12 protein-coding genes are annotated in these 13,998 nt (G+C 65.4%); all 12 read right to left on the reverse strand.

From position 1 onward, the window contains the following. The coding region (gene hutI / locus Q7S20_13660; GenBank protein MDO8502879.1) for an imidazolonepropionase at positions 1–1,092 on the reverse strand (1,092 nt) is incomplete at its 3' end. Further along, positions 1,089–2,069 carry a radical SAM protein gene (locus tag Q7S20_13665; protein MDO8502880.1) on the reverse strand — a complete coding sequence of 327 codons (981 nt, stop codon included), beginning with the start codon at positions 2,067–2,069 and terminating at the stop codon, positions 1,089–1,091. The genes hutI and Q7S20_13665, both read right to left, overlap by 4 nt. Beyond that, positions 2,070–3,767, reverse strand: a complete 1,698-nt coding sequence (gene hutU / locus Q7S20_13670; protein MDO8502881.1) for a urocanate hydratase — start codon at positions 3,765–3,767, stop codon at positions 2,070–2,072. Further along, the gene (gene hutH / locus Q7S20_13675; GenBank protein ID MDO8502882.1) at positions 3,760–5,289 is read right to left on the reverse strand and encodes a histidine ammonia-lyase; all 1,530 of its coding nucleotides are present in this window, start codon (positions 5,287–5,289) and stop codon (positions 3,760–3,762) included. Before hutH ends, hutU begins: the two co-directional genes overlap by 8 nt. Before the next feature lie 21 nt (positions 5,290–5,310). Further along, positions 5,311–8,235, reverse strand: coding sequence for a putative LPS assembly protein LptD (locus Q7S20_13680; protein MDO8502883.1), 2,925 nt, complete (start codon positions 8,233–8,235; stop codon positions 5,311–5,313). Further along, positions 8,232–9,089, reverse strand: coding sequence for a twin-arginine translocase subunit TatC (gene tatC, locus Q7S20_13685; protein MDO8502884.1), 858 nt, complete (start codon positions 9,087–9,089; stop codon positions 8,232–8,234). Before tatC ends, Q7S20_13680 begins: the two co-directional genes overlap by 4 nt. 4 nt (positions 9,090–9,093) lie before the next feature. Then, on the reverse strand, positions 9,094–9,921 hold the full coding sequence (ybgF, locus tag Q7S20_13690; GenBank protein ID MDO8502885.1) for a tol-pal system protein YbgF: 828 nt from the start codon (positions 9,919–9,921) through the stop codon (positions 9,094–9,096). Continuing rightward, complete coding sequence (locus tag Q7S20_13695) at positions 9,918–10,505, reverse strand: OmpA family protein (protein ID MDO8502886.1); 588 nt, start codon at positions 10,503–10,505, stop codon at positions 9,918–9,920. Before Q7S20_13695 ends, ybgF begins: the two co-directional genes overlap by 4 nt. 36 nt (positions 10,506–10,541) lie before the next feature. After that, complete coding sequence (locus Q7S20_13700; GenBank protein ID MDO8502887.1) at positions 10,542–12,170, reverse strand: hypothetical protein; 1,629 nt, start codon at positions 12,168–12,170, stop codon at positions 10,542–10,544. Next, a complete protein-coding gene (locus tag Q7S20_13705; protein MDO8502888.1) occupies positions 12,167–12,874 on the reverse strand; it encodes a TonB C-terminal domain-containing protein in 708 nt (235 codons plus the stop codon). Before Q7S20_13705 ends, Q7S20_13700 begins: the two co-directional genes overlap by 4 nt. A 2-nt stretch (positions 12,875–12,876) precedes the next feature. Next, positions 12,877–13,284 (reverse strand): biopolymer transporter ExbD, encoded by a 408-nt coding sequence (locus Q7S20_13710; protein ID MDO8502889.1) that lies wholly within the window; start codon positions 13,282–13,284, stop codon positions 12,877–12,879. Next, positions 13,284–13,991 (reverse strand): MotA/TolQ/ExbB proton channel family protein, encoded by a 708-nt coding sequence (locus Q7S20_13715; GenBank protein ID MDO8502890.1) that lies wholly within the window; start codon positions 13,989–13,991, stop codon positions 13,284–13,286. The genes Q7S20_13710 and Q7S20_13715 overlap by 1 nt, the downstream gene beginning before the upstream one ends. Positions 13,992–13,998 lie beyond the last annotated feature (7 nt).

Genomic DNA, 13,998 nt, shown 5'->3' on the forward strand with positions numbered 1-13,998 from the left:
GCCATTGACGGTCGCGGCAAGGAATACCTCAGCGACAGTCATCCGGAGCTGGCTCACGCCAAGCGTGAGAATCAGGGGGAAGTTGAATGTCGGAGAGGTGCCCGGGTTGAAGTCGGTGGCGAGTGCGACCGCCGCCCCCGCCGCGATGAGCGCCCGCGCGGGCGCTTGCCGCTGCCGGCCAAGGAAGAGCATCGTGCCAGGGAGCAGTGTCGCCACGGTTCCCGATGCCGCAAGAGCGGCGATCCCCTGCTCGGAGACGGCTCCGAGGTGGTCGGCCGAAACGGCGCCCAGATCGGCGGCCAGCTCGGCGCCGCCGTGCGGCTCGAGCTCGTCGGCGTGCAGCTTGATTCCGAGACCGGCGGCGCGCGACGCCGAGAGAATGTCCCGCGTCTCGCTGAGAGTGAAGACGCCGGGCTCGCAAAACACATCGGCAAATCGCGCCAATCCCTCACGGGCGACGGCCGGAAGCATCTCGTCCATGAGCAGCCGCACGTAATCGCGGCGTCGTGTGTCGGAGCCGCTGAACTCCTGCGGGATCTCGTGTGCGCCGAGCCATGTGGGCACGAGTCGCACAGGCACCTCGCGGGCGAGGCGGGCGACGACGCGCAGCGACTTGAGCTCGTCATCGAGCGACAGACCGTAGCCCGACTTCACTTCGATCGTCGTCGAACCGTACGATGCGAGCCGGAGAATTCGCGGCAGCGCGAGATCGAACAGCTCATCCTCGGTGCGCGCGCGCAGGTCGGCCACCGATGAGTGAATTCCACCGCCGCGCCGTGCGATCTCCATGTAGCCGACGCCCGATGCGCGCAGCTCCTGCTCCTCGTACCGCGCGCGACCGAAGATGGCGTGGGTGTGCGAGTCCACCAGTCCCGGCGAGAGAACACGTCCTTCGCAATCAATTACGTCGGCGCCGGCGTGAGAGCGCTCCAGCTCGTCCGGCGGGCCGACGGCGGCGATCTGCCCTTCATTCACGGCGACCGCGACAGCGGTGAGAACACCGGCGTCGCGCATCTCCGCGCCGCGCCGCGCCCGGCCCGGGCCGGCGCACGTCACGACCTGCGCGGCATTGACGAAGAGAAGACGGCTCATCGCTGCGTCGCCATCACGTCGCGGATGCGCGATATGCGGATCGGCGCCTGCGCCTCGCCGCGACAGGCGTAGAAGCAGGCGTTGCATTGAATCGGCTCGTACTTCCTGAAATCACGCCAGTGGAAGTCGGTCGGAAAGTCGGGACACCGTTTCACATGGCCCGCCGGGTCAACGTGGATGGTGCGGATCCCGGAGCGGCACGGCTCGGTGATCTCGCCGCGAATGTAGCGCGGAATCTGCTCGAGATAGTAGTCGGAGTTCGTGATCACGCCGCGGTTCCGCTTCTTGTACGACAGCAGCTCCGCTGTCACCGCCTCGAGCTCGCGCAGCTTGTCCGATCCGATGAGACCGTCGCGGTTGCCGTTCTTGGAGTCGGTGTAGGTGCTGAAGTTGACGCCGACGCCGAGCTCGCGCGCACGCATCACGATCGGCATGAGCTGATCGAGATTCGAGTCGCGGATCACGGTGTTGAATCGAATGCTGTCCACGCCGAGCGCTCGCATGCACGGGATCACGTCGAAGATCTTCGACGACAGTCCGGGGATGCCGCGCGCCCGGTCGTGCCGCTCGTCGAGGAAATCGAGCGAAATGTTGAACTGGTGGATTCCCGCGTCCCAGAGCGACCTGGCGCGCTCGGCAGTGAGCATTCCACCGTGGGTTATCAGCGTCGAATACTGCACGCGTACCGCGCCGTCCACGGCCGCAACGATGTCCTCGAGATCGCGGCGCAGGGTCGGCTCGCCGCCGGTGTAGGTGATCATCATCGGGTTGAAGAACTTCGCGGCGTCCACGAAGCTCTCGAGCTCGTGCGCGCGGGCTGACGGCTCGGTCTTCCAGTAGTCGCAGAAGCCGCAGCGCGCGTTGCACCGCAGGGTCACCTCGAAATGGACGAGAACGGGCTTTTTCACGACGCTCAGATACGCATACTTCGCCAGGAACACGGGCACGTGCCATGGACGGAACTTGCTCGAGAGCATCTACTCTCGCATCGGCAGATCGATCCCGTGCGCTGCGGCGGTGGCGATGGCGGTCTCGTATCCGGCGTCGGCATGGCGGGCGACTCCGATTCCCGGATCGTTGGTGAGCACGCGCTCCAGTCGCGCGCGCATCTCCGGCGTTCCGTCGGCGACGATCACCTGCCCGGCGTGCAGCGAGTTGCCGATGCCGACGCCACCGCCGTGGTGGAACGACACCCACGAGGCGCCGCTCGCCACGTTGAGCAGCGCGTTCAGGATCGGCCAGTCGGCGATTGCGTCGCTGCCGTCGAGCATTCCCTCCGTCTCGCGGAACGGTGAGGCGACGCTGCCGGTGTCGAGATGATCGCGGCCGATGACGATCGGCGCCGATATCTCGCCTGACGCGACGAGGTCGTTGAGCGCGACGCCGAACCGCGCGCGCTCGCCCTGCCCCAGCCAGCAGATTCGTGCCGGCAGTCCCTGGAAGCTGATTCTCTCGCGCGCCAGCGTTATCCAGCGCCGGAGATGCTCGTCATGCGGAAACAGCTCGAGAACGAGATCGTCGGTGCGCGCGATGTCGCGCGGATCTCCCGACAGAGCCACCCACCGGAACGGGCCCTTCCCTTCGCAGAAGAGCGGCCGCACATACTCGGGAACGAATCCGGGAATCCGGAACGCATCGCGAAGTCCGGCGTCGAATGCGACGGTGCGAATGTTGTTGCCGTAGTCGAAGGTGATGGCGCCGCGGCTCTGCATCTCCAGCATCGCCGTTACGTGGACGACCGCCGAGGCGGTCGAGAGCTCGACATAGCGCACGGGATCCGCGTCGCGGAGCGCGAGCGCCTCATTGAGCGGCATCCCCGCCGGGACGTAGCCGTTGAGCATGTCGTGCGCGCTCGTCTGATCGGTCAGCACGTCGGGCACGATTCCCCGCGACGCTATCGCCGGCAGAATATCGGCGGCGTTGCCTACGAGGCCGACCGAAAGCGCGGTGCCGGACGAGCGTGCCTCGTCAATCCAGTCGAGCGCTTCGTCGAGCCGGGACGTCTTGCGGTCGCAGTACTTCGTCTCGATGCGCCTGTCCACGCGCGACTCGTCCACTTCCACAGCGAGCACCGCTGCGCCCTGCATCGTCGCCGCGAGCGGCTGCGCTCCTCCCATTCCACCGAGCCCCGAGGTCAGAACGAATCGTCCGCTCAACGAGCCGCCGAAATGCTTTCGCGCGACCGATCCGAGCGTCTCGTAAGTCCCTTGCACGATGCCCTGCGAGCCGATGTAGATCCACGATCCCGCGGTCATCTGCCCGTACATCGTGAGGCCTTGCTGCTCGAGCGCGCGGAACTTGTCCCACGTCGCCCAGCGCCCGACAAGATTGCTGTTGGCGATGAGCACGCGGGGCGCCGACGGGGTCGTGCGGAACACGCCGACGGGCTTGCCGCTCTGCACCAGCAGCGTTTCGTCGTTCTCCAGCCGTCTCAGCGTCCTGACGATCGCATCGAACGATTCCCAGTTTCGCGCTGCTTTCCCAGTCCCACCGTAAACCACCAGGTCCTCGGGCCGCTCGGCGACGTCGGGGTCGAGGTTGTTCATCAGCATCCGGAGGGCGGCTTCCTGGTGCCAACCCTTGCACGAGATGGTCGAGCCGCGCGGCGCGTGCAGCGGCGCGCGGTGGGCCCGCGCCGCATCGGGCGCGAGGCCGGGCCCGGCGACGTCAGTCATTTCGATCTCCTCTGAACACACCAGCGCCGATCGCGTCGGCGAGGGTTTCGATATCGGGGCTGAGTACGCGATCGCCTTCGAGGGGCCGCACGATCTCTCGAACCGCCGCGTGCGCGGGCGACACGCCTCGACCGGGCTTCAATGGCGCCCGATAGTCGAGGCCCTGCGCTGCGCACATCAGCTCGATGGCGAGAACGTTTCGCACATTGTTGACCACACGCCGCGCTTTCCATGCCGCGCCCATGGACATCGGCACGACGTCCTCGCGATTTCCGTCGGTCGGGATCGTGTCCACCGTCGCCGGATGCGACAACACCTTGCACTCGCTGGCAAGCGCCGCAGCCGTGACCTGCGCCATCATGAAGCCGGAATTCACGCCCGCCTCGCGGGTGAGAAATGCGGGGAGCCCCTGGTTGAAATCAGGATGCACGAGCCGGTCAATGCGGCGCTCGGCGATCGTCGCGAGGTTCGTCATGACGATCGCCAGCATGTCGAGCGCGAGCCCGACGGCCTGGCCGTGGAAATTGCCCCCGCTCAGCGTCTCACCATTCGCGAAGACGAGAGGATTGTCGGTGGCGGCGTTCAGCTCGCGGGTGACGATGCCTTCGATCCAGTCGAGCGCGTCCTTCACCGGCCCGTGCACCTGAGGCATGCAGCGCAGGCAGTAGGCGTCCTGTACTCGCGGATCCCCATAACGGTGGGATTCCCTGAGCTCACTGTCGGCGAGCAGCTCGCGCAGCAGCGTCGCCGACGATGACTGGCCGGTCTGCCCGCGGGCATCGTGAATCCGCGGATCGAATGCGACAGGCGTGCCGAGAAGGGCCTCGAGCGACATCGCGCCGGCGACATGGGCCGTTCGCCAGAGCGTCATCGCGTCGTGAAGGGCCAGCGCGGCGATCGCGGTGTGCGCCTGCGTACCATTGATGAGAGTGATCCCTTCCTTGGGCCCTAGCGTCACCGGCTCCAGGCCATGCGCGCGCAGAACTTCCGTTGCGTCGCGCTCCGGCGCGCCGTTCGCCGACAGCGTCCCTTCACCGATGAGGGCGACGCCGAGCGCGGCGAGAGGGGCGAGGTCACCGCTGGCGCCGACGCTTCCCTGCTCGTGGATGGGCGGATGCAGGCCGGCATTCAGCATGCCGAGCAGCAGATCCACCAGCTCCGGGCGGCCACCGGAGAATCCCTTGGCGAGGACGTTCGCGCGGAGAAGCATCATTGCCCGCACCTCGCGCTCGGGCAGGTACGGTCCGACACCCGCAGCGTGACTCCTCACGAGATTGACCTGCAGCTCGGCCAGCCGGTGGCGAGGTATCGCAATCTCGGAAAGCTTGCCGAATCCCGTCGTCACGCCGTACACGACGTCCCCGCGCTCGACGATCCCGGCGACCACTTTCTGCGTCTCCATCATCCGTCCGCGCGCCGCAGGCGCCAGCTCGACGCGTGCGCGGTCCACCGCCACCGCACGGACTGCTTCGATTGTCAGGCTCTCGCCATCGAGCCGGACTGTTCCAGCTTGTGAGGTCATGTGCAAAGTCGAGGGCATCGCCTACTGGTTGGACTGTCGGTAGCTCTGACGGTCGTAGTCGAACTTGATGTCGGGCTGCGCGTTCAGGGCGATAAAGAAATTGAACGCGAAGTTTCCATTGGGCGAGCGGGTGAAGGCGAAGATCGAGCGCCAGTCGTGCAACTCGCGTTGCAGCGTGACCGCATGACTGGCGAACTGGTGCTCGCGGAAATCGTAGTTGGTGCCCCAGCTCGCCGACCACTTGGGGGTGATGTGGAAGCTCATCTGCGACCCGAGCGTCTCGCGAGGCGGCACTCTCACGAATGGCCCTCCGGCGGTGAGACGGCCGATCGGCTCGGCTCCGACTGGATTTGTGTTCTGCTGCTGGATGCAGGCGTCGTAGGTGAACGGCGAATTGACGTAAGGCGCGCATTTGTCGCGCGGGTCTATCACGATGACCTGCCCGTTGCCGACGGGCGGACGCTGGCGGTTCGAGCTGAACGTGAACGCGGCCTGCCATGCGCCAGCAGTCGGTACCGCGAACTGCCTGTTGCGCACCGACGTCCCCGCTATCGGGGTGGATGCGACGCGCTGCTCCAGCGCATCCGTCGGGCCCCTCTCCAGACGCTCGGTCTGTGGGGATCCCTGTGGAACGGCGCGTCCGAAGATTCGCGTCAGCGCGCCGAAGATCCCGGAGCTGCCGTTCAGACTGAATGATGCGTCTATGGATGTCCGGTATGGCTTGAACCTGGACGTGTCGCTGAGGACGCTGCCCTGGAACAGCGAGTACTGCATCCCCATTCTGAATCCGGGGAGCAGATCGGAGTTGAATTCCGCACCGAAGTTTTCGGTGGTGAAGCCGGAATGGCCGGTGACGCGCTTGCGCTCGAAGTCGTAGCTGAGCGGAGTGAACCCCACGCCGAGCAGCTTGACCTTGCGCGCCTCGGCGGCGCGCGACGTGTCCTTCGCTTTCATCTTCGCCTCGAGAGTCTGCGACAGTTGCAGCGTCACCTGATTCGCCGCCAGGTCGCCGAGGTAGCCGCGCGGATCGATGTTGAGCGCGGAGAGAAACTCCGGGTTGACCTTCGCCGCCGGCGCGTAAGAGTAGCTGATCTGCGGCGACAGCGAGTGGCGGAACCTGCTGACTCCGAAAATTCCCGGGAAAAGGCCGAAGAACGTCGGCGACGAAGAGAGCCCGTACGTGAGGCGTTTCGACTGATGGACGTAGCGTCCGCCCGTCTGCTCGGTGCGCAGCCAGTAGGCGCGGGGATCGACGTTGTTGATCCCGATGCTCGGTGAGAGCTTCAAGGTCGTCGGTAGAAGCTGAGGCAGGCTGAACCCCGTCTGGAAATCAATCTCGGTGCTGTACGTCCGGGCGAAGATCCTGTCAGTCTTCTGCGACGGATCATCCTGATTGATCACGGCGATGCGGACAGGTGTGTCGTTCTCCTGGTCGGAGACACGGACGCTGTTGCTGAGACTGAAGCCGAAGATCTTGAGCGGCGTCGTAAAGCCGAGCGACGTCGCCCGCGCGTCACTCTTGAGGCGCGTACTGTCGAGCACTCCGCCGACCCTGGTGTAGCGGTAGGCGAATTCGCCGTTCCGGTCCACCTTGAATTGCTGCTGGTTGCTGACATTGAGCGACGGAGTCCAGTCCAGCCAGCTGGCGAGAGCCAGCGTCGGCGTGCTGATGCTGAAGTTCGGGAAATCCTGCGTGATCTCGTCGCGCCCGGGGTACTGTCGCCGGCTTCCGCCGATGCTGAACGACGCCGGCCCGAACTGCTGCTGATATGAGGCGCGGCTCTGAATGGTCGCCAGCACCTGTTGCGGATCGAAGCTGTTGCGGCGCTGGAGCGAAGTATTCTTGACGTAGTTGATGTCGGTCGTCAGATGGGTCGTCTGCGAGAAGTCCTGCTGGTGCGCCCACGACAGCGCGAGGTTGCGGTTGCCATCGCGCTGCCAGAGGCGCGAGACGCCGATTCGGCCTGTCAGAAAGCGATCGAGCCACCGGTATCGCCATTCTCCGTTTACTCGAAGCCAGCCCGGGTCGCTCACCGACGACGCAGCGCCGCTTCGCCAGTCGAGCGACACCTGCGTGTCCATGTAATCGCTGAATGCAAAGTAGTAGCCGACGTTGTCCACATGCCGGCGGTACGACGGGCTGTTGCGGAAGATCTCGTTTACGCCGAATCGCGGTGTCAGGATGCCGCTGCGTCTGCCCGACCGCATGTCCTGGAAGATGAACGGCAGCCAGAACACGGGCACATCTCCGAGATAGAGAATCGCCGGCCGCGCGACAAGCAGGTTCCTGGAGACGAGCTTGATCTCCTTCGACTGGAAGTGGTAGTCGGGAATCGAGTCGTCGCAGCTGGTGATGGATCCGTTGCGGGCGTAGAACCTGGTGGGGCTGCCGCCGGTGGTGTCGTTGACGAATCCCGCCGCTGCGCCGAAAACGAACCACTTTTCGCCGCTCTCCACCTGCGTGCTGATGTTGGTGACCGTGCCACGCCTCGATTCGACGTTGTAGCGCATCTGGCCGAGCGCGACCACGTCCGCTCCGCCGCGCGATGGATCGCGCAGCACCAGCGTATCGCCGCGGGCAAGCACGATCTTTGTGGAGTCGTTGTAGATGATGGTGTCGCCGATGAGTATCGTGCCACCGCGACCGACTCCCGCCGGTCCGCCTTCCATGTACAGCGTTCGCGACCTGGCGTCGAACGTGACTTTCACTCCCTGATAGCGCGTCACGCTGTAGCCGGGGCGCGCGAGCAGCGTGGAGGTCATGGAATCGGCGTCCGCCCACTTGATCAGCTCGTGCGCGCGTGCCGAGTCCGCGCGCGTCGAGTCGCCCGCCCTGCTGGTGTCGGCAGAGCTGCGCCCCGCGACCGGACGCTGCGGTCGGGGGCCCACCTGCGCACCGGCGGTCGCCGCTGCAAAAAGCGCCAGCAGCACGAGCGCCCTCTTCACGCGTTCACGCCCAGTCTGCGCGGCTCGCGCGGCGGAACCTCCGTGCGCGTGCGGGCTTCGCGCTCGCGTTGTTCCTCGAGCGCCGCCTCCCGCTCGCGCTTTCGGCGCTTTCGCGTGACCATGTACGACAGGATGATTCCCAGCTCGAACAGGAAATACAGCGGCCCGGAGAGGGCGATCAGCGTCGTCGGACTGGCGTCGGGGGTGATGAACGCCGCCGCCACTACGCAGACGACGATGGCGTGCCGGCGGTACTTCGTCAGCGTCTTCGGATTGATGATCCCGAGCGCGGAGAGAAGCAGAATGCCGATCGGCAGCTCGAACGCCAGGCCGAACGCCAGCATCATGCTGAAGGCGAAGTCGAAATACTGGGTCGCCTCGATCATCGGCGTCAGCGTCGGCGACTCGAACCCGTGAAAGAATTTCAACGTGAACGGCATCACGATGAAGAAGCACAGCGCCACGCCGGCCAGGAAAAGCGCAACCATCCCCATCAGCGTCGGCACGATCACGCGCTTCTCGTTCGCGTGCAGAGCCGGCGCGAAGAACCCCCACAGCTGATACCCGATTACCGGAGTGGCGAGAAGCAGTCCCGATATGAGCGACGCGTTGAGAATGATCTTGAACGACGTCCCCGGATGCGTGTACACGAGGGTGCCATTCCGCAGGTATGGCTTGATCGGCCCCGAGAGGAGCCCGACAAGGTCGAGACGCTTCTGCGAGAGTACGACGAAGGCGGCGATGATTCCGATCAGGATCGCTCCGGCGATCCAGAAGAGACGGTGGCGCAGCTCCTCGAGGTGATCGAGGAAGGGCATCTCGGTGTCGGGTGCTACACGCGCCTTCGCCGCCACTCGATCAATTCATGACGCGCAGACGCTCGCGCGCCAGCTCTGCCTCGTCCGACGACGGATATCGCTGGATGAGGTCGTTGTAGAGGCGTTTCGCCGCCGTCGTCCGGCGAGCGGTCTGGGCGAGGACGCCGCGCTTGTACAGCGCCGTAGGCGCGCGCGGCGACTCGGCGTACTTCGACACGACGATCGCATACGCCGCGTCGGCCGCGGCGTTCGTGCCATCGGCGGCATATGACTCGGCAAGCAGGAACTGCGCGTCGGCCGCAAGCTCCGAATCGGGATATCGCTTCAGCAGGTCCATGAACGCGGCACGTGCGGCGCTGTTGCCTCCGCGAGTCAGCTGGTCGCGTCCGATCCGGTAGAGCTCCTCGGCGGCGGGCGCGTCATCCACCGGCGCCGCGGGAACGGCAACGGTGTCGGTTGGCGGTGCGGTCGGTGCGGCTGGCGCGGTGGATGGCGGAGTCTGGCGAATGCGCGAATCCACCTGCGACCGCAGCTCCTTCAACCGCTGCTCACTCCGCCCGCTGACTTCCAGTATCTGATTCACTTCCTGGCGCATCGAGCGTACGTCTGCCTGCGTCTCCGCGCGAAGTCTCGTGAGCCGCGAGTTCAGCGACGCAATCGAATCGTTCACCGCGCGCAGCGTGCTCAGGATCTGAACCAGCTGCATCGCGCGGACGGAATCGGCGGTGGCCGTTTCCGCCCGCGTCACCGCTACTTCCTGGTGCACTTCGTCGAGCTGCGCGAGCGAAGCGAAGCATCCCGTCGTGGCGACGAACAGAAAAGCGAAGACGGCGCCCTTCGCGATCCGCGGTACAGCCAGGCGCGTCATTCGCCGCCAATCACCTCGAACTCGGCACGCCGGTTCAGCGCCCACGCTTCTTCCGTGTGGCCCTGCACCGCCGGCCTCTCCTCGCCCAATGTCACGATCTCGATCCTGTCTTCGGCGATTCCGAGAGCGGCCAGATACCGCTTGGCCTCAGCCGCGCGGCGAAGGCCGAGTGCGAGGTTGTATTCGTCCGAGCCGCGCTCGTCGGCGTGGCCGGTGATGCGGATCCGCAGGCCGGCGTGGCGCAGCATGATCGGCGCTTTCGCCTCAAGGGCCATGCGCGACTCGTCGGCGAGCGTGGACTCGTCGAGGTCGAAATAGATGACGTTTGCGAGCGCAGCCCGCTCACTCGAGCTCAGCGGCGCGCTCGTCGCCGGGCCCGCCGCGGCAGCGGCGGCGGCAGCGGCGGCGGCAGCGTTTCGCGCAGCCTCGGCGCGCGCGGTCGAATCGAGACGCGCCTGCTCCCGCACCAGGCTGTCGGTGTTGATTCGCCGTGGCGCCGGACGCGACGACGGTTTTCTGGCGCAACCTGCCGTTACGACCGAGGCCGCGACTACGATTCCGAAAACCCGTGCGATTTTATTCATGATGGTATTGCCGGAGTGAGGTTGAAAGATCGCCGCTCAGGGAGTGACAGTTATCATCGGAGACCACGCCGACAGACGCGCGCCAGGATTGCGCGTGACCTGCCGAAACCTTCCGGATTCGGTATCCAGAATCCAGATCTGCTTGGAGCCGCCGCGCGTTGATGAGATCGCGAGATGCCGTCCGTCGGGCGCCCATGACGGGCCCTCGTTCTCGCCTTCACTCGTCAGCCGCCGCGGCTCCCTGTCGCGAACGTTGATCATCCACACCTGAAAGTCGCCATTTTGCTGCTCGTACGCGACTGCCCGGCCGTCCGGAGACCAATCCGGCGCGGCCCGATAGCTCCGCACTCCAGGAGTGAACGGGGTGAGCAGCTGCAGGTTCGCACCGTCCGCATCTATCGTGTAGATCTGCGGATACCTCGAGCGCGACGAGAAAAACGCGATCTGGCGCCCGTCCGGACTGAACGTCGGCGAGCCGTTGTCGCTTCCCCGCCCGAACGTGAGCCGCTGCACCACTGCCGGGCTGTCCACCTTCACCATCATCAGGTCGGTCCCCGACTCCGAGCCGCTCGCATAGACGATATAACGGCCGTCGTGCGAATACGCCGGAGTGATGTTAAGCCCGCCGCCGCTGATGGTCTTCGTCCGTCCGGTGGTGAGACCCACTTCCTCCAGCTGCGTGCCGCCCCCGCCCTCCAGGAATTTCGAGTAGACGACGCGATCGCCCCGCGGGTGCCACGCGGGAGACATCGAGAGTCCCCGCTTCGTTATCGCCCTGTCGTTGTAGCCGTCGCTGTCAACGATCCTTATCAATCCGTTCTGGACGTACGCAAGACGGGTCGCTGCGATGCCGCCCCGCCCGGTGATCCACCGTTCGATCTCGTCGCTAATGCGATGGATGCCGAGCCGTTGCGCGTCCGCCGCCGCGACGCGCGCCAGGGTGTCCTGCCTTGCCAGTCGCGTAGCCGTGCGCGTGATGGACAACGTGACCGAGTCACGCCGGTCGTCCTCCCATCTCGCGGTGTTGCGGCGCAGATATGCGGCGGCCGCGGAATCACGGCGCAGAGAGTCCCGAACGACGAACCTGCGGTCACGCGTATCCTTCGTGATGCGCGGGCGGCGCATGATGTCGGCGCGCACCTTGAGCGTCCGGTACACCGAGTCGCGGAACGCCTTCTCGCGCGCCGTCGTCGCCACGGTGATCGAATCCACCAGAGTCGCGTCGCGGTTGCCCGGTATGCCGCCGATGCGGAATTCGCGCGCATCCAGACGCCTGGCGGCGCCAACATCGTAAAGCGCGACGTGGATTCCGCCCGGGGTTCGCTTCGCCTGGACGATTGCGGCCACGCCAAGATTCGCGAACAGCGAATAGTTGTAGTCCTGGCCTGGCGCCGGAGTCATCCCCATCAGCGTCATGTCGTCGAGGACGAGCGGCATGACCCGGTCGCCAAAATCGAGATCCCGCTGAATGATCGTTCGCACCGAGTCACCCGGCCTCGAGTCCACCGGCATCACGACGATCTTCGGAGTCGTACCGCGTGGATAGCTCAGCCCCAGTCTTACTCCGGGACGAACGGTGGTGGTGTCCTGGCCACATGCGCGCGTGCTGACGGCCGCGGCAGCCACAGCGACGAAGGCCGCGACCGTGAGATAACGTGGATTCATCTGAGAAAACGGGGATCGAAGCTGAAGACTACAGGGAGAGCGTCATCGCGAAATCCTTCCGGAAGCGGTCCGAACTCGCGAGCCGCCGCCTCGATTGCGCCCTGCGCCTCGAGGTCGAATGCGTAGGAGCCGGAGCGAGTGACGAATCCGATTCCGATTACCGAGCCGTCCCGGCGAATGACGAATCTAACCTCCGCGCGCCGGCCGGAGCCTGCGTCGGCAGGATTGAACCGAAGAGCGATCTGTCGAACGATGTTGTTCAGATACCCGGGAAACGGAAAATCGATTCCCTCGGTCTGCACTGTGGCGACGTCTGTTCCCTTCCCGCCGATCGGCCCACCTCCCGCTCTCGGGGCGGGCGCAGGCGGAACACGAGCAGCCGACTTCTCCGCCGGAGTCGCGCGTGCCGGAGCTTTCTGAGGAGTGACCTTCGCCGTGGGAACAGCGGCATCCTTCACCGGAGTGGGTGCCGGCGGAGTCACGGCGGGAGGTGTCACCGGCTGTGGCGTCGCCGGCTCCGGCTGAACCGTGCCGATCGCGCGCGGCCCCGGCGGCGCCGCAACAATGTTCACCCGGTAGATCGGCGGGAGCACTTCGGTCGGCCCTTTCCTGAAACTGAGAAGCACCAGTGCGACGAGCGTGAGATGAATCGCGAGCGACGCACTGGCCGGTCCCGTCAGACCACCGTTCCGGCCAACCGGCACTTCTATCTCTCCTGCTCCGGCTCGGCCACGAGCCCGACATCCGGAGTTCCGCTCGCGCGCATCACCGCGAGCACCTTCACGACCAAGCCATACGGCACATCTGCGTCGGCCCGAAGATAGACGCCATCGCGCCCTCTGTCCGCGGCGAGTGCCTTGTATGTCGCGCGGAACTCGGGGTACGTAAGCACCGTCTCGTCCACATGAATTCCACCCTTGAGGTCAATCGTCACGACGAGCCCGCTTTTCGGCTCGAGCGGACGCGCCTCGGCGCGCGGAAGGTTTATATCTATGCCGCCCTGCATGATCGGCGCGGTGATCATGAAGATCACCATCAGCAGCATCATCACGTCAATCAGGCTGACGACGTTGATCTCGCCATTGAGTACCATCCGTTCTCTGCGTCGTCTCATCAGATACGACCCTCGCGAACCATCAGCGCGATCAGCTCGGAACCGAATCCATCAAGCTCGCCGTCGAACCGGTTGAGACGGTGAGCGAAGATGTTGTACCCGAATACGGCCGGAATGGCCACGCTCAGCGCGGCCGCCGTCGCGATCAGCGCTTCGGCGACGCCCGGCGCAACCGCTCCGATGTTGCCCGAGCCTTTCGTCGCGATGCCGACAAACGCCTCGATGATACCGAGCACAGTTCCGAGAAGTCCGATGAGCGGGCTCACCGATCCGATCGTCGCGAGCGTGGGAACGAATCTGCCGAGTTGATCGCGTACCGCGCCACTCTCCGAATCGAGCACCTGCCGCAGCGCCTCGACCTGTGACGCACTCAGCCGGGCGCGCCGCTCTCCGGTGGCGGCGAGGGCCGGCGTCGTCTCCGTGATGAAGCGCACGGCGCGGGTCATCACTCCCTTCTGCGGGCTCGATGGCGAGCGATTCGCCATCTCCGCGGCATCGTCGAGTGTATGGGCCCGCTCGAACTTGTCCATGAACTCGCGCCCCGCCTGCTCGGCGCGCTTGAACTCGATCCACTTCGCGATCATCACCGTCCAGCTCAGGAGAGACAGGACCACCAGCACCACGAGCACGACCTTCGTCGCCCCACTCGACTGCGTGACCAGATCCATCGGAGATGATGGAATCGCCGCTCCGATCTGAAGCATCATCGAGTCT

The sequence above is a fragment of the Gemmatimonadaceae bacterium genome (assembly GCA_030647905.1).
Classification (GTDB): Bacteria; Gemmatimonadota; Gemmatimonadetes; order Gemmatimonadales; family Gemmatimonadaceae; genus UBA4720.

Coding starts and splice junctions, on each gene's coding strand:
- Q7S20_13665 (MDO8502880.1), bottom strand. CDS start 2,069: ATGCTCTCGAGCAAGTTCCGTCCATGGCACGTGCCCGTGTTCCTGGCG.
- hutU (MDO8502881.1), bottom strand. CDS start 3,767: ATGACTGACGTCGCCGGGCCCGGCCTCGCGCCCGATGCGGCGCGGGCC.
- hutH (MDO8502882.1), bottom strand. CDS start 5,289: ATGACCTCACAAGCTGGAACAGTCCGGCTCGATGGCGAGAGCCTGACA.
- ybgF (MDO8502885.1), bottom strand. CDS start 9,921: ATGACGCGCCTGGCTGTACCGCGGATCGCGAAGGGCGCCGTCTTCGCT.
- Q7S20_13695 (MDO8502886.1), bottom strand. CDS start 10,505: ATGAATAAAATCGCACGGGTTTTCGGAATCGTAGTCGCGGCCTCGGTC.
- Q7S20_13700 (MDO8502887.1), bottom strand. CDS start 12,170: ATGAATCCACGTTATCTCACGGTCGCGGCCTTCGTCGCTGTGGCTGCC.
- Q7S20_13710 (MDO8502889.1), bottom strand. CDS start 13,284: ATGAGACGACGCAGAGAACGGATGGTACTCAATGGCGAGATCAACGTC.
- Q7S20_13715 (MDO8502890.1), bottom strand. CDS start 13,991: ATGATGCTTCAGATCGGAGCGGCGATTCCATCATCTCCGATGGATCTG.